Source organism: uncultured Castellaniella sp. (genome assembly GCF_937988725.1).
Lineage (GTDB): Bacteria > Pseudomonadota > Gammaproteobacteria > Burkholderiales > Burkholderiaceae_B > Castellaniella.
Genome location: NZ_CALKHS010000009.1, coordinates 166,577 through 189,010 on the forward strand (window position 1 = coordinate 166,577; position 22,434 = coordinate 189,010).

The following is a 22,434-nucleotide window of genomic DNA, read 5'->3' on the forward strand; positions in this document are numbered from 1 at the left end:
GATGTACGACGCCTTGCATAAGCCGTATTAAGGCTAAAGTATACCCGTGTTGCCACGCGGGTATAAACTGACCAGCCCAAAACGCCCGGTCAATGCCGCTTTTCACGAAATTGGCGTTGGTATTTACAAACACTTGCGCGGATCGGGCCTCCACGGGATCGGTCGCGAAGACATCAGACAAATAAATCAGCAGGAGCACTCGTCATCATGAATTTGAAAGATGATCGCGCCAAAATGGCGCTGGACTACCACGCCTTCCCGACTCCCGGAAAGATTTCCGTCGTCCCCACCAAGCCCCTGGCCAACCAGGACGACCTGTCCCTGGCCTATTCGCCGGGCGTGGCGACCGCCAGCATGACCATCCACGCCGAGGGCGAGTCCGCCGCGGCCAAATACACCTCGCGCGCCAACCTGGTCGGCGTCGTGACCAACGGCACGGCCGTGCTGGGCCTGGGCAACATCGGCCCGCTGGCGGCCAAGCCGGTCATGGAAGGCAAGGGCTGCCTGTTCAAGAAATTCGCCGGCATCGACGTCTTCGACATCGAGCTGAACGAACACGACCCCGACAAGCTGGTCGACATCATCGCCGCGCTGGAACCGACGCTGGGCGGGATCAACCTGGAAGACATCAAGGCGCCCGAATGCTTCTACATCGAAAAGAAGCTGCGCGAGCGCATGAAGATCCCCGTCTTCCATGACGACCAGCACGGCACGGCCATCATTTCCTCGGCCGCCGTCCTGAACGGCCTGAAGGTCGTGGGCAAGGACATCGCCAAGGTCAAGCTGGTCTGCTCCGGCGCCGGCGCCGCCGCCATCGCCTGCCTGGACCTGATCGTCAAGATGGGCGTCTCGCAGAAGAACATCTACGTGGTCGATTCGCGCGGCGTGATCTGGCAGGGCCGCGACGAAAAGATGGAAGCCAACAAGGCCCGCTACGCCCAGCAGACCGATGCCCGCACCCTGGCCGACGTCTGCAAGGGCGCCGACGTGTTCCTGGGCTGCTCGGCCCCGGGCGTGCTGACCCAGGACATGGTGCGTTCCATGGCCGACCGTCCGCTGATCCTGGCCCTGGCCAACCCCGACCCGGAAATCCGCCCGGAAGACGCCAAGGCCGCCCGGCCCGACTGCATCATCGCCACCGGCCGTTCCGACTATCCGAACCAGGTCAACAACGTCCTGTGCTTCCCCTTCATCTTCCGCGGCGCCATGGACTGCGGCGCCACGGTCATCAATGAAGAGATGAAGCTCGCCTGCGTCAAGGCCATCGCCGAACTGGCCCAGGCCGAGAGCAGCGCCGAAGTCGCCGGCGCCTACGCCGACCAGGACCTGTCCTTCGGCCCGGACTACATCATTCCCAAGCCCTTCGACCCGCGCCTGATCGTCAAGATCGCGCCGGCCATCGCCCAGGCGGCCGCCGATTCCGGCGTGGCCCGCCGCCCCATCGAGGACATGGACGCCTACCGCCAGTCCCTGATGAGCATCGTCTACCACTCCGGCCAGTTGATGCGCCCCCTGTTCCATCAGGCAAAATCCGCGCCCAAGCGCGTGATCTACGCCGACGGCGAGGACGAACGCGTGCTGCGCGCCGCCCAGACGGTGCTGGACGAAGGCTTCGCAAAACCGATCCTGATCGGCCGTCCGGCCGTGATCGACATGCGCATCCAGAAGTTCGGCCTGCGCCTGACGCCCGGCCAGAACGTGGAGATCGTCAATCCGGAAGACGATTCCCGCTTCAACGAAACCTGGAACGCCTACTACAAGCAGCGCGGCCGCGACGGCGTCACGCCCGACATCGCCAAGGCCATGGTGCGCAAGCACAACTCCCTGATCGGGGTGATGCTGCTGCAGCGCGGCGACGCCGACGCGATGATCTGCGGGGTGGCCAGCCGCTTCGACAATCAGCTGAAGTACGTCGAAGAGATCATCGGCCTGAAGCCCACGGCCCGCACCTACGCGGCCATGAACGTGCTGATGCTGCCCACCCAGACCCTGTTCATCTGCGACACGCACGTCAACGAGGACCCCACCGCCGAACAGGTCGCCGACATGACGATCCTGGCCGCCGAGGAAGTCCGCCGCTTCGGCATCGTGCCCAAGGTCGCCCTGCTCTCGCATTCCAACTTCGGCAGCCGCCCCACGGCGTCCTCCCGCAAGATGGCCGAGGCCCGGCGCCTGATCGCGCAGCGCGCCCCCGAACTCGAGGTCGACGGCGAAATGCACGCGGACTCGGCCCTGTCCGAGACCATCCGCGTCAAGTCCTACCCCGACACGACGCTGAAGGGGCCGGCCAACCTGCTGATCATGCCCAACCTGGACGCGGGCAACATCACCTACAACATGCTGAAGATGACCGGCAGCCATGGGGTGGCGATGGGCCCGGTGCTACTGGGCGCGGCCCGCCCGGTGCACATCCTGACGACCAGCTCGACGGTGCGGCGCATCGTGAACATGACGGCCCTGGCCGTGGTGGACGCCCAGCAGGAAGCGGGCCAGGCGGTCTGATCCGACCTGTTTCGCGAAAGCTCCAGACAAGGGCCCGGCACGCACATGCCGGGCCCTTGTTTCATGCTTCCGGGGAAGGACGCCGCCCCCGCGGGCGGCGCGGGAGAACCCCGTCAGGCCGGCCGCCGACCCGCCGCCAGGTAGTCCCGAAAGACCGCCTCGACGTCGGCCTTCCGGGGGTCGCGCTGTTCCGGCTGCAGCCGGGTTTCGATCAGCGACAAGTGCGCGACCGTCGCGTAATACACCGCCGCGGCATCGCGCCTTTCAAGCGCATCCACGATCTGCAGGTGTTCGTGACACGAACACGCCGAGGCATTGCCGGGATCGTGAAAGGCCGAGAACAGCGCCGACCGGGCCAGCAAGGCATCGAGCTGGATACTCACCAGCTCATTGCCCAGCAGGTCCGCCAGCAGCAGATGGAACTGCGAGGAAACCATGATGAAATCGGGACGCCTGCCCTCCCGCGCGGTCCGGGCCTCGCGATCCAGATGTTCGCGCAGGCGCCGCAGACCGGCATCCGTGATCTTCTCGCATAGCTGCATGCCGATGCCGGATTCGAGCACGCGCCGCGCTTCGAACAGCTCCCGGGCCCGCTCCAGCGACGGCGCGGGCACCAGGACGCCGATATTGGGGACGATGTCGAGCGTGTGTTCATGTCCCAGCCTGTGCAGAATCTTGCGCAGACGCTCCCGCGTGACCCCGAACAAGGGGGCGATGCGGGTCTCAGGGAGCCGGGTTCCCGGCGGCAAGCGCGCCGACAGGACAATGTCCTTGATGACGCGATAGATCTCGTCTTCGGCGATCAAGAGAACCGCTCCCGCCAGAAATCGGCGATCTCCCTGCGGCGGCAAAACCATACGTCATCCAGCTCGACGGCCCGCAACAGGAAGTCGCGCAACGCATCCGCGCGGCCGGGGCGCCCCGCCAGACGCAGATGGAGCCCGATGGACATCATTTTCGGGGTCTGCCGGCTCTCGCGGCGCAGGCAATCCAGGGTGCGCTGCAAGTGGCCGACGAAATCGTCGGGCGTATTGAAGCCGGGCGCGGAAGCGAAGCGCATGTCGTTGCAATCGAAGCTGTAGGGCAGCACCAGATGCGGCCGGCCATTGACCGGAACCCAATACGGCAAATCGTCGTTGTAGGCATCGGAGTCATAGAGCAGCCCGTGCTTCTGCACCAGCGCGCGCGTATTGGCGCTGACGCGGCCGGTATACCAGCCGACCGGGCGCACTCCGCACAACTGTTCGATCACGCCGAGGGATCGCTCGATATGAGCGTCCTCCGTCTCCTGATCCACCATGTCATAGTCGATCCAGCGGGCGCCGTGCGACACCACCTCATGCCCGGCCTGGACGATGGAGCGAGCCGCTTCCGGATTCTTCTCCAGGGCGCTGGACACCGCGAAGTACGTCGCCGGGATGCCGCACTCGGCAAGCAGATCCAGAATGCGCCAGTGGCCGACCCGGCTGCCATATTCATAGTGGGACTCGACCACCAGATTGCGGCGGCCCGCCCGGGGCGAAGCCCCGACCACATCGCTATTCAGCGTTTCCGAAAACGCATCGCCATCCATCACGCAGCTTTCGCCGCCCTCTTCGTAGTTTACGACGACGCTGACCGCCAGCCGCTTTCCCCCGGGCCAGGAAAACGACGGCCGCCGACGGCCATACCCCACATAATCCCGCTGATGCTCCATGGCTCTTTCGCACCTGTTCTCGACGCATGACATTAAAAAGGATGTATGCACAATCAATATTCAACTGTGCACACTTGCTTTATACGAACAAGCGCTTCCGGAGGTCAAGCACGGGGAAACCAGGACCGCGAGCCATGGCCGGGCCGGCAAGAGGCGGCGCCGCCGCGCCTGGGCATATAGGCGCCGGACAGACCGGCGGCCATGAAAAACGGGCCTTGCGGCCCGTCTTTCATAATGTGGCGAAACGGAAGGATTACTTCACGTCGCGCGCCGCGGCGCCCGTGTACAGCTGGCGCGGACGGCCGATCTTGTAGGCGGGGTCGGACAGCATTTCGTTCCACTGGGCGATCCAGCCCACCGTGCGGGCCAGCGCGAAGATGGCCGTGAACAGGGACGTGGGGATGCCGATGGCGCGCTGCACGATGCCCGAGTAGAAGTCGACGTTCGGGTACAGCTTGCGCTCCACGAAGTACTGGTCTTCCAGGGCGATGCGTTCGACTTCCATGGCCAGCTTGAACAGCGGATCGTTGTGCAGGCCCAGCGCATCCAGCACTTCGCGGCAGGTTTCCTGCATCATCTTGGCGCGCGGGTCGTAGTTCTTGTAGACGCGGTGGCCGAAGCCCATCAGGCGCACGCCCGAATTCTTGTCCTTGACCTTTTCCATGAACTCGCCGACCTTGGAGATGCCGCCGTTGGCCTGGATGTTCTCCAGCATGTTCAGGCAGGCCTCGTTGGCGCCGCCGTGCGCCGGGCCCCACAGGCAGGCCACGCCGGCCGCGATGGCGGCGAACGGGTTGGTGCCCGAGGAACCGCACAGGCGCACCGTGGACGTGGAGGCGTTCTGTTCATGGTCGGCGTGCAGGATGAAGATGCGGTCCAGCGCGCGTTCCACCACGTCATTGACCTGGTAGTCGTCGCAGGGGGTGGCGAACATCATGCGCAGGAAGTTGCCGGTGTAGGACAGGTCGTTCTTCGGATAGATGAAGGGCTGGCCCAGGGAATGCTTGTACGCCATGGCGACCAGGGTCGGCATCTTGGCGATCAGGCGGATGGCGGACACTTCCCGGTGGCGCGGATTCGTGATGTCGGTCGAGTCGTGGTAGAAGGCCGACAGCGCCCCCACCAGGCCGGTCAGCACCGCCATCGGGTGCGCGTCGCGGCGGAAACCCTGCAGGAAGGTGTGCATCTGTTCGTGCACCAGGGTGTGGTGCGTGACCAGGCTGTCGAATTCCTGTTTCTGCTGATCGTTGGGCAGTTCGCCGTTCATGATCAGGTAGCAGATCGTCAGAAAATCACATTTCTGCGCCAGCTGGTCGATCGGGTAGCCGCGATACAGCAGCTGGCCCTTGTCGCCATCAATGTAGGTGATGGCCGATTCGCAGGAAGCGGTTGCCATGAAGCCCGGATCGTAGGTGAACATCCCGGTCTGGCCGTAGAGCTTGCGGATGTCGATGACGTCCGGGCCCACAGTCCCCTGGTACACGGGAAATTCGACCGACGGGCTGCCATCGGAGAACGATAGCGTGGCTTTTTTATCGGATAGCTGCATGTGATTTTCCTTTAAGTTACAGCGCTTTCATTTGCTCGACGAGCCGCCGGATGTCGGGGGTGTCGTACACCCCATCCAGATCCGTTCGCCCCAGCAGGACGTCGAGCAATTCGTTGTCGCCCATTTCAAAAAGCTGTGTCAGCGCCCGAACGTCGGTCTCGGTCAGCTGTGCTTCGCGGGCATCCAGGAAGCGCGTGATGATGAGATCGTTTTCGAGCAGACCGCGGCGCGCCCGCCAGCGCAGGCGCGCGCGATCCAGATCGGACAGATCGCCAGGCATGCGGATTCCTACACCGTGCGCCGGACGAGCATTTCCTTGATCTTGCCGATGGCGGCCGAAGGATTCAGACCCTTCGGACAGACTTCGGTGCAATTCATGATCGTGTGGCAGCGGAAGAGCCGGTACGGATCTTCCAGGTTGTCCAGGCGTTCGCCGGTGGCGCGGTCGCGCGAATCGGCGATGAAGCGATAGGCCTGCAGCAGGCCGGCCGGGCCGACGAATTTGTCCGGATTCCACCAGAAAGAGGGACAGGCCGTCGAGCAGCAGCCACACAGGATGCATTCGTACAGGCCGTTGAGTTCCTCGCGCTCTTCGGGAGACTGCAGGCGTTCTTTTTCGGGCGGCGGTTCGTCGTTGATCAGGTACGGCTTGATCGAATGGTACTGATCGTAGAAGAACGTCATGTCCACGATCAGGTCGCGCACCACGGGCAGGCCCGGCAGCGGCTTGAGGACGATGGGCTCTTTCAGGTCCAGCATATTGGTCGTGCAGGCCAGGCCGTTGTGCCCGTTGATGTTCATGGCGTCGGACCCGCACACGCCTTCGCGGCAGGAACGGCGCAGCGCCAGGCTGTCGTCGACGTCGTTCTTGATGCGCAGGATGGCGTCCAGCAGCATCTTGTCGGACGGCTGCAGTTCGACTTCCAGTTTCTGCATGTAGGGCCGCTCGTCCTTGTCCGGATCGTAGCGGTAGATCTCGAATTTCACGATACGTTTAGTCATGGCGATATCCAGATTAGAAGGTCCGCGCCTTGGGCGGGATGGTGTCCACGGTCAGCGGCTTCATGCGCACGGGCTTGTAGTCCAGACGGTTGTCCGGCGCGAACCACAAGGTGTGCTTGAGCCAGTTGACGTCGTCGCGGTCCGGGTAATCTTCCAGCGCATGGGCGCCGCGCGATTCCAGGCGGTTGGCGGCGGACCTCGACGTCGCGCGGGCGACCTCGATCATGTTGGTCAGTTCCAGGGCTTCCAGGCGGGCGGTGTTGAAGACCTGGGACTTGTCGGAGTAGTACATGTTCTCGATTTCCGGCACCAGGTCGTTGATGACCTTTTCGCCTTCCTTCAGCTTGTCGAGCTTGCGGAACACGCCATAGTGGCTTTGCATGGCCTGCTGCATCTTGTGGGCGACGTCCTGGGGTTTTTCACCCGAGGTGCGGCGTTCCATGCGATCCAGGCGATCCATGGAGGCCTCGATGTCGGTGTCGGGCAGCGCCTGGTGGCTGTGCTGCTTTTCGGGATGCTGGTCGACGATGAAATTGCCCGCCGAACGGCCGAACACGACCAGGTCCAGCAGCGAATTCGTGCCCAGGCGGTTGGCGCCGTGCACGGACGTGGCCGCGCATTCGCCGATGGCGTACAGGCCGTTGACGACCTTTTCCTCGCCGTTGACCAGGGTCATGACCTGGCCATGGTAGTTCGCCGGAATGCCGCCCATCTGGTAGTGGATGGTGGGCACCACGGGGATCGGGTCCTTGATCGGATCGATGTTGGCGAACTTGATCGCGATTTCACGGATGGACGGCAGGCGCTTCATGATGGTTTCCGCGCCCAGGTGATCCAGCTTCAGCAGCACGTGGCTGCCGTCGCCGCAACCGCGGCCTTCCTTGATTTCCTGGTCCATGGAGCGGGACACGAAGTCGCGCGGCGCCAGGTCCTTCAGCTGCGGCGCGTAGCGTTCCATGAAGCGTTCGCCGTCCTTGTTCAGGAGGAAGCCGCCTTCCCCGCGCACGCCTTCGGTGATCAGCACGCCGGCGCCGGCCACGCCCGTGGGGTGGAACTGCCAGAATTCCATGTCCTGCAGCGGGATGCCAGCGCGCGCCGCCATGCCTAGGCCGTCGCCGGTATTGATGAAGGCGTTGGTGGTGGCGGCCCAGATGCGGCCCGCGCCGCCGGTGGCCAGCACCGTGTGCTTGGCTTCCAGGACGTAGACGTCGCCGGTTTCCATTTCCATGGCGGTCACGCCCAGCACATCGCCGTCGTTGTTGCGCAGCAGGTCCAGCGCCATCCATTCGATGAAGAAGTTGGTGCGGGCCGCGACGTTGCGCTGATACAGGGTATGCAGCATGGCGTGGCCGGTTCGGTCGGCGGCCGCACAGGCGCGCTGCACGGGCTTTTCACCGAAATGGGACGTATGCCCGCCGAAGGGACGCTGGTAGATGGTGCCGTCCGGATTGCGGTCGAACGGCATGCCGAAGTGTTCGAGTTCGTAGACCGCGTTGGGGGCCTCGCGCACCATGAACTCGATCGAGTCCTGGTCGCCGAGCCAGTCGGAGCCCTTCACCGTGTCGTACATGTGCCATTGCCAATGGTCTTCGCTCATGTTGCCCAGCGAAGCGCTGACGCCGCCCTGGGCGGCCACCGTATGCGAACGCGTGGGGAAGACCTTCGACAGCACGGCCACCGAGAGGCCGGCGTTGGACAGCTGCAGCGCGCAGCGCAGGCCGGCCCCGCCGGCGCCGACGACCACCACATCGAACTGGCGGCGCGGGAGAGATTTCTTGACAGCAGCCACGTTAGAGACTCCAGAGAATTTGAGCGAAATAGACCACCGCCGCGATCAGCCAGAGCAGGGTCAGGACCTGCAGGAACAGGCGCAGGCCGGCGGAGTGCACGTAGTCCATCCAGATGTCGCGCACGCCGATCCAGGCATGCCAGGCCAGGGACAGGAAGGCCAGCGTCGCCAGCAGCTGGCCGACAGGCAGCGTGCCGACGGTGAAGGCGAAGAAGGCCCGCCAGGATTCGAAATCCAGGCTGGGCACGGCGATGGCGTACAGCACCAGCACCAGGGTGTAGATCGCCATGATGACGGCGGTGGAGCGCTGGACGATGAAGTCGCGCGTGCCGTAGTGCGCGCCCACGACCAGGCGCTTGCGACCGATGCGTTCTTGTGTCATTACCAGGCTCCGAACAGTTTCAAACCGAACACGACGGTCAGCGCCAGCGCCACGCCCATCACCAGGGCGCCCGAACGCTGCGAAGCCGCGCGGTCGTTGCCGATGTGCAGGTCCAGCGTCAGGTAGCGGATGCCGGCGCAGAAATGATGGAAGTAGCCCCACATCAGCACCAGCAGCACGATCTTACAGGCGGGGCTGGCCACCCAGGCCTTCATGGCGGCAAAGGTTTCCGGCGACTGCACGCTGTGCGCGAACAGCGGCACCAGGATCACCGGCAGCGCCAGGAACAGCAGCGCGCCGCTGACGCGGTGCAGGATGGATGCTTTGCCGGCGGGCGGCAGCTTGTAGCTCATGAGGTCGGACAACCCCAGATTACGAAACTGCGGACGCGGCTTTGTGGCTGATTCAGACATGATGGCCTCGTAGTGGATAATGAAAGGATTTCCGGGACTCAATCGGCATTTTCGCCGATCTGCAAGTCAATTCAAACTGTTGCGATAATGGTACCGTTCGGTGACGTAATGGCCCCGCCGCAATTCCATGGGCCGGTCGCCATACGTGTAGGCGATGCGCTCGACCTGCAGCAGCGGGCTGCCCGGCGCGACCTGCAGGAAATCGGCCTGCGCGTCGGTGGCGGCCACGGCGCGGATCTTTTCTTCGGCCCGCACCATGCTGACGCCGAATTCGGTTTCGAACAGGGCGTAGACCGGCCCGCGGTAGCGCTGCAGGAATTCCAGGGTCAGGCCCTTGAAGGCGCTGCCCGGCAGCCAGATGTCGTCCAGGATGGTGGGCACGTCGTCGAAGGACAGCACGCGGCGCATATTGACCACGGCATCGCCCGCCCGCAGATCCAGGGCGGCGGCGATTTCGGCGGATGCCTTCGTGCGCCGGCAATCCAGGATCTGGCTGCTGGACGCCGCCGGACGGCCGTCGTCGGGGCTGAGCCGCAGGAAGCGGTAGCGGACCCGGGCTTCATTGTGGGTGGCCACGAAGGTGCCCTTGCCCTGGCGGCGGATCAGCAGATTGTCGGCCGCCAGTTCGTCGATGGCCTTGCGCACCGTGCCCTGGCTGACCTGGAAACGGGCGGCCAGCTCGAGTTCGCTGGGGATGGCTTCGCCCGGCTTCCATTCGCCGCGGTCCAGCCCCTGCAGGATCAGGCCCTTGATCTGCTGATACAGCGGGCTGAACGCGGCGCTGTGCGGCGCGCGTCCCGGAGGCTGTGGGCGGTCGATCGAAGGGGTATCGGACATGTCGGGTGGAAGCGCTGCAGGGCGGCCCATGCTACAAAATGGAACTTCGGCATTTTCGCATTTCCGCGTGCAGATGTCTAATACTCTTCTGTCTTATATAAGATATAAGACTCTTGACGCTGAAGGATGAAATACACTACTCTTTTCGGCGTTTTCGCACACCCCGGATCCCTCTTTCATCCTATCGGAGAATCACTATGTCCAAACCCGCCATGCGCGTCGCGGTCACCGGCGCCGCCGGCCAGATCGGCTACGCTCTGCTGTTTCGCATCGCTTCGGGTGAAATGCTCGGCAAGGACCAGCCGGTCATCCTGCAGCTGTTGGAAATCCCGGACGAGAAAGCCCAGAAGGCCCTGCAGGGCGTGATGATGGAGCTCGACGACTGCGCCTTCCCGCTGCTGGCGGGCATGAGCGCCCACAGCGATCCGCGCACCGCCTTCAAGGACGCCGACGTCGCCCTGCTGGTGGGCGCGCGCCCCCGCAGCAAGGGCATGGAACGCAAGGACCTGCTGCAGGTCAACGCCCAGATCTTCACCGCCCAGGGCAAGGCGCTGAACGAAGTCGCCAGCCGCAACGTCAAGGTGCTGGTGGTCGGCAACCCGGCCAACACCAACGCCTACATCGCCATGAAGTCCGCTCCGGACCTGCCGGCCAAGAACTTCACCGCCATGCTGCGCCTGGATCACAACCGCGCCCTGTCGCAACTGGCGACCAAGACCGGCAAGGCCGTGGCCGACATCGAGAAGCTGGTCGTGTGGGGCAACCACTCGCCCACCATGTACCCCGACACGCGCTTCGCCACCATCGGCGGCCAATCCGTCCAGAAGCTGATCAACGACCAGTCCTGGATCGCCGACACCTTCATCCCGACCGTCGGCAAGCGCGGCGCCGCCATCATCGAGGCGCGCGGCCTGTCGTCGGCGGCCTCCGCCGCCAATGCCGCCATCGACCACGTCCATGACTGGGTGCTGGGCACGAACGGCAAGTGGGTCACCATGGGCATCCCGTCCGACGGTTCCTACGGCATCCCCGAAGGCATCATCTACGGCGTGCCGGTCACGACCGCCAACGGCGAATACACGCGCGTCAGCGGCCTGGAAATCGACGCCTTCTCGCGCGAGCGCATGGACCACACCCTGAACGAACTGCTGGAAGAACGCGACGGCATCGCCGACCTTCTGAAGTAAGCATGTTCTGACGGACGCATCCGCGAGCCGGCGTCCGGCCCGCGGATGCGCCGCCGAATGTCCGGTCGATGACAGACAGGCGCGTCCTGCGGACACAGAATGCCGACAGCATCGACTGGCCCCCCGCCCTTCCCGGGGCGATTTCCGCCGCGCATTGGGTCTGCCCGGCGCGGCGGCACACCGGAGCGCTGTTCATGACCCGTCCCGTCTCTCCCGGCGCCCTGCTGCGCCAGGCTCTCATCGAAGAATCCCCCCTGCAGATCATCGGCGCCATCAACGCCAATCACGCCCTGCTGGCCAAACGCGCCGGCTACCGCGCCATCTACCTGTCGGGCGGCGGCGTCGCCGCCGGTTCGCTGGGGCTGCCCGACCTGGGCATCAACACCCTGGACGACGTGCTGACCGACATCCGCCGCATCACCGACGTCTGCGACCTGCCGCTGCTGGTCGATATCGACACCGGCTTCGGGCCCTCGGCCTTCAACATCGCCCGCACCGTGAAGTCGCTGATCAAGTTCGGCGCCGCCGGCTGCCACATTGAGGACCAGGTCGGCGCCAAGCGCTGCGGCCACCGCCCAGGCAAGGAGATCGTCAGCACCGAGGAAATGGCCGACCGCGTCAAGGCCGCCGCCGACGCCCGCACGGACAGCGACTTCTACCTGATCGCCCGCACGGATGCGATCGCCGTCAGCGGCGTGGACGCCGCGCTGGAGCGCGCCCACGCCTGCGTGGAAGCCGGCGCCGATGCGATCTTCGCGGAAGCGTCCTATGATCTGGAAACCTACGCCAGGTTTTCCAGATCCCTGAACGTGCCCGTGCTGGCGAACATCACGGAATTCGGCAAGACGCCGCTGTTCACGGTGCAGGAACTGGCGGGCGCCGGCGTCGGCATCGTGCTGTACCCGCTGTCGGCCTTCCGCGCCATGAACAAGGCGGCGGAAACCGTGTACGAAGCCATCCGCCGCGACGGACACCAGCACAATGTGGTCGAGCTGATGCAGACGCGCGAAGAACTCTACGACCGCATCGGCTACCACCGCTACGAAGAACAGCTCGACGCGCTGTTCCAGAAAGGCAAGGGCAAGGCGTCCTGATCCGGACGCGCCGACCGAATTTCCATCCGTCACCCAAGGAGACCTCTGATGGCGACACGAAAGACTGCATCCTCGAAATCGACCGCGGCATCCCGCAAGCCGGCGGCCGGCAAGGCCGCGACCGCTTCCGCCCCGGCCGCCGCCGCGCCCGCGCCCGGCTTCAAGCCCAAGAAGTCCGTCGCCCTGTCGGGCATCGTGGCCGGCAACACGGCCCTGTGCACGGTGGGCCGCAGCGGCAACGACCTGCACTATCGCGGCTACGACATTCTGGACATCGCCGACACCTGCGAATTCGAGGAAGTCGCCCACCTGCTGATCCACGGCAAGCTGCCGACCAAGCCCGAGCTCAAGGCCTACAAGGAAAAGCTGCGCCGCCTGCGCGGCCTGCCCGCCCAGGTCCAGGTGGCCCTGGAAGCCCTGCCCGCCGCCAGCCATCCCATGGACGTGATGCGCACCGCCGCCTCGGTGCTGGGCTGCGTGCTGCCTGAAAAGGACGACCACAACCTGCCTGACGCCCGCGACATCGCCGACCGCCTGATGGCCAGCCTGGGCTCGGCCCTGCTGTACTGGTACCACTACAGCCACAACGGCCGCATCATCAACGTCGAGACCGAGGACGACAGCATCGGCGGCCACTTCCTGCATCTGCTGCACGGCGAAGCGCCCTCCGACGAATGGGTCCGCGCCATGCACACGTCCCTGATCCTGTACGCGGAACACGAATTCAACGCGTCCACCTTCACCGGCCGCGTGATCGCCGGCACGGGCTCGGACATGTATTCCGCCATCACGGGGGCCATCGGCGCGCTGCGCGGGCCCAAGCACGGCGGCGCCAACGAAGTCGCCTTCGAGATCCAGAAGCGCTACGACAGCCCCGACGAAGCCGAGGCCGACATCCGCCGCCGCGTCGAAGCCAAGGAAGTCGTGATCGGCTTCGGCCACCCGGTCTACACCGTGTCCGACCCGCGCAACAAGGTCATCAAGGCCGTGGCGCAGAAGCTGTCCCGGTCCGCCGGCTCGACCAAGATGTTCGACATCGCCGAACGCCTGGAATCGGTCATGTGGGACGCCAAGAAGATGTTCCCGAACCTGGACTGGTTCTCGGCCGTGTCCTATCACATGATGGGCGTGCCCACCGCCATGTTCACGCCCCTGTTCGTGATCGCCCGCACCGCGGGCTGGTCGGCGCACATCATCGAACAGCGCATCGACAACAAGATCATCCGCCCGACGGCCAATTACGTCGGCCCGGAAGACCAGAAATTCGTCCCGCTTTCCAAGCGCAAATAAGCCGCAACCCTTCAGGAATCCCTATGTCTGCGACTATTTCCAACGTCCGCCCCCAACCCGACCAGGTGCTGGTGGACATCGTCGACTATGTGCTCGACTACAAGATCGACAGCGCCCTGGCGCTCGAGACGGCCCGCAATTGCCTGATCGACACCCTGGGCTGCGGCCTGGAAGGCCTGGAATACCCGGCCTGCCGCAAGCTGATGGGCCCGATCGTGCCCGGCACGATCGTGCCCAACGGCGCCAAGGTCCCCGGCACGCAATTCCAGCTGGACCCGGTCCAGGCGGCCTTCAACATCGGCTGCATGATCCGCTGGCTGGACTTCAACGACTGCTGGCTGGCCGCCGAATGGGGCCATCCGTCCGACAATCTGGGCGGCATTCTGGCTGTGGCCGACTGGCTGTCGCGCAATGCCGTGGCCGCCGGCAAGGCGCCGCTGACCATGCGCACGGTGCTGGAAGGCATGGTCAAGGCCCACGAGATCCAGGGCTGCATCGCGCTGGAGAACTCCTTCAACAAGGTCGGCCTGGACCATGTGGTGCTGGTCAAGGTGGCGTCCACCGCCGTGGTCTCGCAGATGCTGGGCCTGTCGCGCGAGGAAACCATCAACGCGGTGTCGCTGGCCTGGGTGGACGGTCAAAGCCTGCGCACCTATCGCCACGCCCCCAACACGGGCAGCCGCAAGTCCTGGGCGGCGGGCGACGCCACCAGCCGGGCCGTGCGCCTGGCCCTGATGGCCCGCACGGGCGAAATGGGCTATCCGTCGGCGCTGAGCGCGCCGGTCTGGGGCTTCTACGACGTGTCGTTCAAGGGCCAGCCCTTCAAGTTCCAGCGCCCCTACGGCAGCTACGTGATGGAAAACGTGCTGTTCAAGATCTCCTTCCCGGCCGAATTCCATTCCCAGACGGCCGTGGAATGCGCCATGGACATCCACGGCAAGCTGAAGTCGCTGGGCAAGACCGAGGCCGACATCAAGAAGATCACGATCCGCACGCATGAGGCCTGCATCCGCATCATCGACAAGAAGGGCCCGCTGCACAATCCGGCCGACCGCGATCACTGCATCCAGTACATGGTGGCCGTGCCGATCATCTTCGGGCGGCTGACGGCGCCCGACTACGAGGACAGCGTCGCCGCCGATCCGCGCATCGACGCGCTGCGCGACAAGATGGTCTGCGTGGAGGATCCCGCCTTCACGAAGGATTATCACGATCCCGAGAAGCGTTCGATCGCCAACGCGCTGACCGTGGAGTTCAACGACGGCACGAAGCTCGACGAGCTGGTCTGCGAGTACCCGATCGGCCACAAGCGCCGCCGCAAGGACGGGATCCCGCTGCTGGAGGCGAAGTTCCGCAAGAACCTGGCCCGCCAGTTCCCGGCCCGCCAGCAGCAGCGCATCCTGGACGTGTCCCTGGATCAGGCGAAGCTGGAAGCCATGCCGGTGCACGAGTACGTGGATCTGTATGTCATCTGACCCGCACGTCCGCCGCGCGATCCGGCACAACGAGGCCGCCCGCCGTTTCGAATTCACGGAGGACGGGCAATTGTGCGTGCTGGACTACGTCCTGAACGGATCCGTGGCGTCTTTCGTCCATACCGGGGTGCCGGCCCCGGTGGGCGGGCGCGGCATCGCGGCGGACCTCGTGAGCTTCGGGCTGGATACGGCCCGGGCTCGCGGATGGCGGGTCCGGGCGGTGTGTTCGTATGTCGCTGCCTACGTGCAGCGGCATCCGGAATATCAGGATCTGGTGGACTGAGGTAGGGTTTCTGCGCACGCACGCCTGTGGCGGTGGTGTCTGTGCGGGCGCCAGACAGCGGTCCGGCCTTTGGCCGGACTTCCCGGATCTTCCTCGTCCGCCGGGGCGTCGGGCGAACTCGTCGCTTCGCTCCTCAAACACGCCCGACGAAGGCCCCCCGGCTCCCTTCGGAAGCATCCGGCGCTGTCCGACCGCGCCCGCACAGACACCACCGCCACAGGCTTGGACTGTCGTGACACGGTAGAGCGGGCCAAGGAACGCCGCAATTCTCGTCAATCGTCGTTGCAGGGGGCTCGGGGACACTGTTGGAGCCGGAACCCACACACTCGGCGAAGCCGCCAAGTCGCGACCGGTGTCCCCGAGCCCCCTGCAACGACGATGAGGCCTGGCTCAAGAACCCACAACAACGCCGCCACATAAAACACAAAACATCGTCAACTCTTATATCTTATATAAGACTGTTGCCTGAACGATGCTTCTTCTTTAAAATAACCCCGTTCTCAAACCCTTCTTCCTGGGGCACCCCATGCTGGATTCCTACCGCACCGAAGCCGCTGCTCGTGAAGCCATCGGCGTATCACCGCTTCCCCTGACGGCGCAACAGACGGCCGATCTGATCGAACTGCTGAAAAACCCGCCCGTCGGCGAAGAACAATTCCTGCTGGACCTGCTCACGCACCGCGTCCCGGCGGGGGTGGACGACGCCGCCCAGGTCAAGGCCTCCTACCTGGCCGCCGTCGCCCTGGGCAAGGAAAGCTGCCCCCTGATCGACGCCAAGCACGCCACCGAACTGCTGGGCACCATGCTGGGCGGCTACAACATCAGCGCCCTGATCGAGCTGCTGGACCACGCCGACCTGGCGCCGGTCGCGGCCGAAGGCCTGAAGAAGACCCTGCTGGTCTTCGACGCCTTCCATGACATCGAAGAAAAAGCCAAGGCCGGCAACGTCCAGGCCCAGGCCGTCCTGAAAAGCTGGGCCGACGCCGAATGGTTCACCAGCCGTCCCGAAGTCCCGCAAAGCCTGACGCTGACCGTCTTCAAGGTCACGGGCGAAACCAACACCGACGACCTGTCGCCCGCGCCCGACGCCTGGAGCCGCCCCGACATCCCGCTGCACGCGCTGGCCATGCTGAAGAACCCACGCGACGGCATCACGCCTGACGCCCCGGGGCAGGTCGGCCCGATCAAGCTGCTGAACGAACTGAAGGCCAAGGGCCACCTGGTCGCCTACGTGGGCGACGTGGTCGGCACCGGGTCCTCGCGCAAGTCGGCCACCAATTCCGTCATCTGGCACACCGGCGAAGACATCCCCTTCGTGCCCAACAAGCGCTTCGGCGGCGTCTGTCTGGGCGGCAAGATCGCCCCGATCTTCTACAACACCATGGAAGATTCCGGCGCCTTGCCCATCGAACTGGACGTCTCCGGCATGAACATGGGCGACGTCATCGAACTGCGCCCCTACGAAGGCAAGGCCCTGAAGAACGGCCAGGTCATTTCCGAATTCCAGCTGAAGTCCGACGTGCTGCTGGACGAAGTCCGCGCCGGCGGCCGCATTCCGCTGATCATCGGCCGCGGCCTGACGGCCAAGGCCCGCGCGTCCCTGGGCCTGCCGCCCGCCACGCTGTTCCGCCTGCCCGAAGCCCCCGCCGACACCGGCAAGGGCTATTCCCTGGCGCAGAAGCTGGTCGGCCGCGCCTGCGGCCTGCCCGAAGGCCAGGGCGTGCGCCCGGGCACCTACTGCGAACCGCGCATGACCTCGGTCGGCAGCCAGGACACCACCGGTCCCATGACCCGCGACGAACTGAAGGACCTGGCCTGCGTCGGCTTCTCGGCCGACCTGGTGATGCAGTCCTTCTGCCACACCGCCGCCTATCCCAAGCCCGTGGACGTCAAGACCCACCACGAACTGCCCGCCTTCATCAGCACGCGCGGCGGCGTGTCCCTGCGTCCGGGCGACGGCATCATCCACTCCTGGCTGAATCGCATGCTGCTGCCCGACACCGTCGGCACGGGCGGCGACTCGCACACCCGCTTCCCGATCGGCATCAGCTTCCCGGCCGGTTCCGGCCTGGTGGCCTTCGCCGCCGCCACCGGCGTCATGCCGCTGGACATGCCCGAATCCGTGCTGGTGCGCTTCAAAGGCAAGATGCAGCCCGGCGTCACCCTGCGCGATCTGGTCAACGCCATCCCGCTGTACGCCATCAAGCAAGGCCTGCTGACGGTCGAAAAGAAGGGCAAGAAGAACATCTTCTCCGGCCGCATCCTGGAAATCGAAGGGCTGCCGGACCTGAAGATCGAACAGGCCTTCGAACTGTCCGACGCCTCGGCCGAACGTTCCGCCGCCGCCTGCACGGTGCGCCTGAACAAGGAACCGATCATCGAATACCTGAACAGCAACATCACGCTGCTGAAATGGATGATCGCCAATGACTACCAGGACGCCCGCACCCTGGCGCGCCGCATCAAGAACATGGAAGCCTGGCTGGCCGATCCGCAACTGGTCGAACCCGATGCCGACGCCGAATACGCCGCCGTCATCGACATCGACCTGGCCGAAATCCATGAACCCATCGTGGCCTGCCCGAACGACCCGGACGACGTCAAGACGCTGTCCGACGTGGCCGGCACCGCCATCGACGAAGTCTTCATCGGCAGCTGCATGACCAACATCGGCCACTTCCGCGCCGCCGCGACGCTGCTCAAGGGCAAGCGCGACCTGCCGTCCAAGCTGTGGGTGGCGCCGCCCACCAAGATGGACGCCAGCGAGCTGACCAAGGAAGGCCATTACGGCACCTTCGGCACGGCCGGCGCCCGCATGGAAATGCCGGGCTGCTCGCTGTGCATGGGCAACCAGGCCCAGGTGCGCGAAGGCGCCACGGTGTTCTCGACCAGCACGCGCAATTTCCCCAACCGACTGGGGAAGAACTCCAACGTGTTCCTGGGTTCGGCCGAAATGGCCGCGATCTGCTCGGGCCTGGGCCGCATCCCCACCCGCGAGGAATACCTGGAAGCCATGGGCCTGCTGTCCAAGGACAGCAAGGACATCTACCGCTACATGAACTTCGACCAGATCGAAGACTTCACCGCGGTGGCCAGCACGGTCGGGGCCTGATCCCGCCCTGCCCGCCCCGGCGCCGCCGGGGCGGACCGAAAAGCCCCGGGCCGCCCCGGGGCTTTTTCGCTGTGCGCGTTCCATGCGTCCGGGGCGGCCCGGCGGCGGCGCCCGCGCGCCTTCCCGCCGCCGGGCCGCCGGGGCAGACGCGGTACACTAGGGATCCTCTGGTGCCTGTTTCTCTTCTCGGTCCTCCATGCCCGCCCGTTCCCGATCCTCCTCCCTGTCCCGGACGTCGCTTTCCCTGATCGCCCTGGCCGAAGCCCTGTCCCAGTCGGGCAGCCAGCTGGAAGACCGCTGGTGGCAGCGCCAGCTGGGCGAAGCGCTGGACAAAGCCCTGGGCGCGCGGCAAAGCCATGCCGTGGAAACCACGCTGGACCACCTGCTGGAACAGCGCTCGCCGGCCTACGAGATTCTGGTCGAACAGGCCGAGGCTCATTCCGAATCCCTGGCTTTCAGCCACCAGGGCCAGGCCTATGAAGCCCTGCTGATTTCCGCCCCGCTGCTGGCCTGGACCCGCTACCAATTGCCGTCCGGCCAGCTCGGCGCCCAGCAGCAACAGCAGCTGGCCGATCTGATGCGCACGGCCGTGCTGACGCCGGACGCCCGCCTGCAGCTGCTGCCCGAGCTGATCCGCTTCGACCAACTGCCGCAGTCATTCCGGGAGACCCGCGGCTGGGTGCTGTCGCTGGCCCAGCACGCCCTGGGCACGCGGCGCGACCTGCCCGCCGTGCGGGCCGCCGACACGCCCGAAGACCTGCTGGCCGACGCCTACTTCCTGATGGGCGTGGCCATTGTGCCGCAGGGACAGGCGCTTTTCCAATGGCAATCCGGACAGCCCGGGCAGCCGCCCAGCCGGGCATCGGCCACGGCGCTCTGGGCCGAGGGCTGCGCCCGCATCACGGAACCGCTGTTCACCGGCTGCCTGACCGAATACCTGCCGCCCGAAGCCTTCTACACCAGCACCCGGCAGGCGGACCAGGGCATCCGCCCGCTGACGCTGAAGGCCGCCGTCACCTGGCTGCAGACGGCCGCCCACATTCCGGGCACGGACCTGCGGGCGGCCATCGTCGCCTGCGGCGAGCAGACCATCGAGGAATACCGCATCGGCTTCTGCACCCGCCAGAACAACGACGTGATCTACGGCTGCGTCTGGCCTTCGCTCAGCCGCGAGGAATCCGCCCCGGAACAGGGGGAAGACGGCCAGGTCGACACCTGGGACACGCTGGCTGCCCTGCTGCGCGAATCGGGCATCCAGGACGTGCGCCGCCTGCCCGGCCTGCAGGCCATGGAATTCTGCGAAGACTGCGGCACCCCCTATTTCCCCAACATGCTGGGCGAAATGCAGCACCCGGAACTGCCGGAAGAAATCGATCCCGAGCCGGTGCAGTTCCACTGACGCCGCGTCCCCGGGCGCCCGCAGCGGCGGCGCCGGGGGCGGCGAACCCGCACAGCGCCGATGAACCTTCTGAACTTCGACATTTTCTGCCGCGTCGTCGACAACTACGGCGATGCCGGCGTGTGCTGGCGCCTGGCGCGCCAACTGGCGGCGCTGGGGCACGGCGCGCGCCTGTGGATCGACGATCTGAGCGTCCTGGCCCGGCTGGAGCCCGGCATCGATCCGGCGCGCGATCTGCAATCCGCCCACGGCGTGCAGGTCGGCGCCTGGCCGGCGGCCGAACAGGCGCAGGCCCCCGAACGCGGCGTGGTCATCGAGGCCTTCGCCTGCGCCCTGCCGTCCCGCTATGCTGCGACCATGGCGACGCGCGGCTGCCTGTGGATCAACCTGGAATACCTCAGCGCCGAATCCTGGGTCGAGGGCTGCCATGGCCTGCCCTCCCTCCAGGCCAACGGCGTGCCGAAGTATTTCTATTTTCCCGGCTTCACCCCGGCAACGGGCGGGCTGCTGCGCGAACCCGACCTGGCCGCCCGCCGACGGCAGGCGCAGGCGCGGGACCGGCGCGAACGCCTGCGGGCCCTGACGGGGCTGCCGGTGGACGGCCTGCCCGCCCCCGGCCGCGTCATGCTGCTGTTCTGCTATCCGGACGCCCCCTGGGCGGGCCTGCAGGCCGCCCTGGCGCAACGGGAGGAGGACACCTGGCTGCTGGTCCCCGGCGCCGTCCCCCCCGGCCTGAACAGCCGGGGATCGCTGCGGGTGCTGCCCATCCCCTTCGTGCCGCAGACCCGCTTCGACGAACTGCTCTGGTGCTGCGACCTGAACTTCGTGCGCGGCGAGGACTCCCTGGTCCGCGCCCTGTGGGCCCGGACGCCGCTGGTCTGGCAGATCTACCGGCAGGCGGACGATGCCCACCTGGACAAGCTGGACGCCTGGCTGGATCGCGCCCGCTGGCCCGAGCCCGCCCGGGCGCTGACTCTCGCCTGGAACCGCCGCGACGACGAGGGCGTGCGCCGGGCGTTGACGCAGGCCCTGGCCCCCGACGCCTGGCGCGCCTGGCAAAGCCGCTGCGACGACTGGTCGCGGGAACTGTCCGATCGCCCGGATCTGGTCCACGATCTGCTGGACTTTTGCCAGAATCACCTCCAGAAGAGTTAGAATAGACAGTTAATCTTTTTTTCTGCTTTGCCTCGGAATGCGTTTTCATGCTCGGGGCACATCAATCCCCGGAGCTTTACCTCTATGAAAATCGCCCAAGAACTGCGAGTCGGCAACGTCGTGATGGTGGGTAGCGACCCCCTGGTGGTCCAAAAGGCCGAATACAACAAGTCCGGCCGCAACGCCGCCGTCGTCAAGCTGAAGTTCAAGAACCTGCTGACCGGCAGCGCCAGCGAATCCGTCTACAAGGCCGACGAAAAATTCGAACAGGTCATGCTGGAAAACAAGGAATGCACCTATTCCTATTTCGCCGACCCCATGTACGTCTTCATGGACGAGGAATACAACCAGCACGAAGTCGAAGCCGACAGCATGGGCGACGCCCTGAACTACCTGGAAGAAGGCATGACCGTGGAAGTCGTCTTCTACGAGGGCCGCGCGATTTCCGTGGAACTGCCCACCATCATCGTGCGCGAAATCATCTACACGGAACCCGCCGTCAAGGGCGACACGTCCGGCAAGGTCCTGAAGCCCGCCAAGATCAACACCGGCTACGAACTGTCCGTGCCGCTGTTCTGCAATATCGGCGACAAAGTCGAAATCGACACCCGCACCAACGAGTACCGCAGCCGTGTGATGTAATCGCGCAGCGAAAAGGCGGGCCGGCGACACACCGGACCCGTTAAAAAAACCGGAAGACCCCAGGTCTTCCGGTTTTTTTATTGCCCGAGCGCTCCGGCGCGGGAATAGCCGCCAACAGCCGGACCGGGCCTACTGCAGACGGTCGTCGTCCAGGATGTCGGGAATCGGCATGATGGAAATGCCGTCCTCGGCCAGTTCGCGGCATTCTTCCACGGAAGCGGTGCCGCGAATCGGGCGTTCCTCGATCTCGCCGCTGTGCATACGGCGGGCCTCGTCGGCGAAACGGGCGCCGACGTCGTCGGACTGGCGCACGATCCGGCGGATCTGGCGCAGGACTTCCGCCTGCAGGCGCGTCAGCTGGTCGCTGGAGGGCGCCGCCACGGCAGCCCGGCCCTGCGACGATGAACGCTCGGCGGCGTCGGCGGCAGCCGCCGGCGCGGCTTCCCGGCGCAGGTGGCTGACGTTCAGGTGCGGCGCCGATACGCGGCGCGTGATCTGGTCGCTATGGCAGATCGGGCAACGCACCATCCCCTGCGACCGCTGATCGTCGTAGCTTTCCTGAGAGGCGAACCAACCTTCGAAAACATGGTCGTGTTCGCACGCGAGATCGAATACTTTGAGTGCCAT

20 protein-coding genes are annotated in these 22,434 nt (G+C 65.3%); 10 read left to right on the forward strand and 10 right to left on the reverse strand.

What is annotated here, in order from left to right:
- Nucleotides 1-207: 207 nt before the first annotated feature.
- A complete protein-coding gene (locus Q0263_RS08265) occupies nucleotides 208-2,502 on the forward strand; it encodes an NADP-dependent malic enzyme (protein WP_298015214.1) in 2,295 nt (764 codons plus the stop codon).
- A gap of 113 nt (nucleotides 2,503-2,615) precedes the next feature.
- Here Q0263_RS08265 and Q0263_RS08270 read toward each other — a convergent pair whose 3' ends face one another.
- The 9 genes from Q0263_RS08270 to Q0263_RS08310 form a co-directional block, all read right to left on the reverse strand.
- The gene (locus Q0263_RS08270) at nucleotides 2,616-3,308 is read right to left on the reverse strand and encodes a GntR family transcriptional regulator (RefSeq protein ID WP_298015215.1); all 693 of its coding nucleotides are present in this window, start codon (nucleotides 3,306-3,308) and stop codon (nucleotides 2,616-2,618) included.
- On the reverse strand, nucleotides 3,305-4,198 hold the full coding sequence (locus Q0263_RS08275) for an allantoinase PuuE (RefSeq protein WP_298015217.1): 894 nt from the start codon (nucleotides 4,196-4,198) through the stop codon (nucleotides 3,305-3,307). Before Q0263_RS08275 ends, Q0263_RS08270 begins: the two co-directional genes overlap by 4 nt.
- 253 nt (nucleotides 4,199-4,451) lie before the next feature.
- Nucleotides 4,452-5,747, reverse strand: coding sequence for a citrate synthase (gene gltA / locus Q0263_RS08280; protein ID WP_298015218.1), 1,296 nt, complete (start codon nucleotides 5,745-5,747; stop codon nucleotides 4,452-4,454).
- Nucleotides 5,748-5,763: 16 nt separating this feature from the next.
- A complete protein-coding gene (locus Q0263_RS08285; protein WP_298015219.1) occupies nucleotides 5,764-6,027 on the reverse strand; it encodes a succinate dehydrogenase assembly factor 2 in 264 nt (87 codons plus the stop codon).
- A gap of 8 nt (nucleotides 6,028-6,035) precedes the next feature.
- Nucleotides 6,036-6,749: a succinate dehydrogenase iron-sulfur subunit gene (locus Q0263_RS08290; RefSeq protein ID WP_298015220.1), complete on the reverse strand. Its 714-nt coding sequence runs from the start codon at nucleotides 6,747-6,749 to the stop codon at nucleotides 6,036-6,038.
- A gap of 13 nt (nucleotides 6,750-6,762) precedes the next feature.
- Entirely contained in the window at nucleotides 6,763-8,538 is a 1,776-nt protein-coding gene (sdhA, locus tag Q0263_RS08295; protein WP_298015222.1) for a succinate dehydrogenase flavoprotein subunit, read from the reverse strand.
- A gap of 1 nt (nucleotide 8,539) precedes the next feature.
- Nucleotides 8,540-8,920, reverse strand: a complete 381-nt coding sequence (sdhD, locus tag Q0263_RS08300; RefSeq protein WP_298015224.1) for a succinate dehydrogenase, hydrophobic membrane anchor protein — start codon at nucleotides 8,918-8,920, stop codon at nucleotides 8,540-8,542.
- Nucleotides 8,920-9,333, reverse strand: a complete 414-nt coding sequence (gene sdhC, locus Q0263_RS08305; protein WP_298015226.1) for a succinate dehydrogenase, cytochrome b556 subunit — start codon at nucleotides 9,331-9,333, stop codon at nucleotides 8,920-8,922. Before sdhC ends, sdhD begins: the two co-directional genes overlap by 1 nt.
- Before the next feature lie 66 nt (nucleotides 9,334-9,399).
- A complete protein-coding gene (locus Q0263_RS08310; protein ID WP_298015228.1) occupies nucleotides 9,400-10,170 on the reverse strand; it encodes a GntR family transcriptional regulator in 771 nt (256 codons plus the stop codon).
- Between the two features lie 197 nt (nucleotides 10,171-10,367).
- Between Q0263_RS08310 and Q0263_RS08315 the strand changes: the two genes are divergently transcribed.
- The 9 genes from Q0263_RS08315 to efp all read left to right on the forward strand — a co-directional run bounded on the left by Q0263_RS08315 (nucleotide 10,368) and on the right by efp (nucleotide 21,807).
- Nucleotides 10,368-11,357, forward strand: a complete 990-nt coding sequence (locus Q0263_RS08315; protein ID WP_298015230.1) for a malate dehydrogenase — start codon at nucleotides 10,368-10,370, stop codon at nucleotides 11,355-11,357.
- Nucleotides 11,358-11,551: 194 nt separating this feature from the next.
- Nucleotides 11,552-12,451, forward strand: a complete 900-nt coding sequence (gene prpB / locus Q0263_RS08320; RefSeq protein ID WP_298015232.1) for a methylisocitrate lyase — start codon at nucleotides 11,552-11,554, stop codon at nucleotides 12,449-12,451.
- Between the two features lie 48 nt (nucleotides 12,452-12,499).
- Nucleotides 12,500-13,741, forward strand: a complete 1,242-nt coding sequence (gene prpC / locus Q0263_RS08325; RefSeq protein WP_298015234.1) for a 2-methylcitrate synthase — start codon at nucleotides 12,500-12,502, stop codon at nucleotides 13,739-13,741.
- Between the two features lie 23 nt (nucleotides 13,742-13,764).
- Nucleotides 13,765-15,216: a bifunctional 2-methylcitrate dehydratase/aconitate hydratase gene (locus tag Q0263_RS08330; protein WP_298015236.1), complete on the forward strand. Its 1,452-nt coding sequence runs from the start codon at nucleotides 13,765-13,767 to the stop codon at nucleotides 15,214-15,216.
- The gene (locus Q0263_RS08335) at nucleotides 15,206-15,499 is read left to right on the forward strand and encodes a GNAT family N-acetyltransferase (RefSeq protein ID WP_298015237.1); all 294 of its coding nucleotides are present in this window, start codon (nucleotides 15,206-15,208) and stop codon (nucleotides 15,497-15,499) included. The genes Q0263_RS08330 and Q0263_RS08335 overlap by 11 nt, the downstream gene beginning before the upstream one ends.
- Before the next feature lie 526 nt (nucleotides 15,500-16,025).
- Nucleotides 16,026-18,611: a bifunctional aconitate hydratase 2/2-methylisocitrate dehydratase gene (gene acnB, locus Q0263_RS08340; protein ID WP_298015239.1), complete on the forward strand. Its 2,586-nt coding sequence runs from the start codon at nucleotides 16,026-16,028 to the stop codon at nucleotides 18,609-18,611.
- Nucleotides 18,612-18,807: 196 nt separating this feature from the next.
- Complete coding sequence (locus tag Q0263_RS08345; protein ID WP_298015241.1) at nucleotides 18,808-20,010, forward strand: DUF2863 family protein; 1,203 nt, start codon at nucleotides 18,808-18,810, stop codon at nucleotides 20,008-20,010.
- Between the two features lie 69 nt (nucleotides 20,011-20,079).
- Nucleotides 20,080-21,165 carry an elongation factor P maturation arginine rhamnosyltransferase EarP gene (earP, locus tag Q0263_RS08350; RefSeq protein ID WP_298015682.1) on the forward strand — a complete coding sequence of 362 codons (1,086 nt, stop codon included), beginning with the start codon at nucleotides 20,080-20,082 and terminating at the stop codon, nucleotides 21,163-21,165.
- Nucleotides 21,166-21,249: 84 nt separating this feature from the next.
- The gene (efp, locus tag Q0263_RS08355; RefSeq protein WP_298015243.1) at nucleotides 21,250-21,807 is read left to right on the forward strand and encodes an elongation factor P; all 558 of its coding nucleotides are present in this window, start codon (nucleotides 21,250-21,252) and stop codon (nucleotides 21,805-21,807) included.
- Nucleotides 21,808-21,936: 129 nt separating this feature from the next.
- On the opposite strand, the gene Q0263_RS08360 is transcribed toward efp, so the two are convergent.
- Nucleotides 21,937-22,434 carry a DUF1178 family protein gene (locus Q0263_RS08360; protein WP_298015245.1) on the reverse strand — a complete coding sequence of 166 codons (498 nt, stop codon included), beginning with the start codon at nucleotides 22,432-22,434 and terminating at the stop codon, nucleotides 21,937-21,939.

Excerpts from the sequence above, each read along its gene's own strand:
- Q0263_RS08265 (WP_298015214.1), top strand. The coding sequence starts at position 208 with ATGAATTTGAAAGATGATCGCGCCAAAATGGCGCTGGACTACCACGCC.
- Q0263_RS08275 (WP_298015217.1), bottom strand. The coding sequence starts at position 4,198 with ATGGAGCATCAGCGGGATTATGTGGGGTATGGCCGTCGGCGGCCGTCG.
- gltA (WP_298015218.1), bottom strand. The coding sequence starts at position 5,747 with ATGCAGCTATCCGATAAAAAAGCCACGCTATCGTTCTCCGATGGCAGC.
- Q0263_RS08285 (WP_298015219.1), bottom strand. The coding sequence starts at position 6,027 with ATGCCTGGCGATCTGTCCGATCTGGATCGCGCGCGCCTGCGCTGGCGG.
- Q0263_RS08290 (WP_298015220.1), bottom strand. The coding sequence starts at position 6,749 with ATGACTAAACGTATCGTGAAATTCGAGATCTACCGCTACGATCCGGAC.
- sdhD (WP_298015224.1), bottom strand. The coding sequence starts at position 8,920 with ATGACACAAGAACGCATCGGTCGCAAGCGCCTGGTCGTGGGCGCGCAC.
- sdhC (WP_298015226.1), bottom strand. The coding sequence starts at position 9,333 with ATGTCTGAATCAGCCACAAAGCCGCGTCCGCAGTTTCGTAATCTGGGG.
- Q0263_RS08310 (WP_298015228.1), bottom strand. The coding sequence starts at position 10,170 with ATGTCCGATACCCCTTCGATCGACCGCCCACAGCCTCCGGGACGCGCG.
- Q0263_RS08315 (WP_298015230.1), top strand. The coding sequence starts at position 10,368 with ATGTCCAAACCCGCCATGCGCGTCGCGGTCACCGGCGCCGCCGGCCAG.
- prpB (WP_298015232.1), top strand. The coding sequence starts at position 11,552 with ATGACCCGTCCCGTCTCTCCCGGCGCCCTGCTGCGCCAGGCTCTCATC.
- prpC (WP_298015234.1), top strand. The coding sequence starts at position 12,500 with ATGGCGACACGAAAGACTGCATCCTCGAAATCGACCGCGGCATCCCGC.
- Q0263_RS08330 (WP_298015236.1), top strand. The coding sequence starts at position 13,765 with ATGTCTGCGACTATTTCCAACGTCCGCCCCCAACCCGACCAGGTGCTG.
- Q0263_RS08335 (WP_298015237.1), top strand. The coding sequence starts at position 15,206 with ATGTCATCTGACCCGCACGTCCGCCGCGCGATCCGGCACAACGAGGCC.
- acnB (WP_298015239.1), top strand. The coding sequence starts at position 16,026 with ATGCTGGATTCCTACCGCACCGAAGCCGCTGCTCGTGAAGCCATCGGC.
- Q0263_RS08345 (WP_298015241.1), top strand. The coding sequence starts at position 18,808 with ATGCCCGCCCGTTCCCGATCCTCCTCCCTGTCCCGGACGTCGCTTTCC.
- efp (WP_298015243.1), top strand. The coding sequence starts at position 21,250 with ATGAAAATCGCCCAAGAACTGCGAGTCGGCAACGTCGTGATGGTGGGT.
- Q0263_RS08360 (WP_298015245.1), bottom strand. The coding sequence starts at position 22,434 with ATGGCACTCAAAGTATTCGATCTCGCGTGCGAACACGACCATGTTTTC.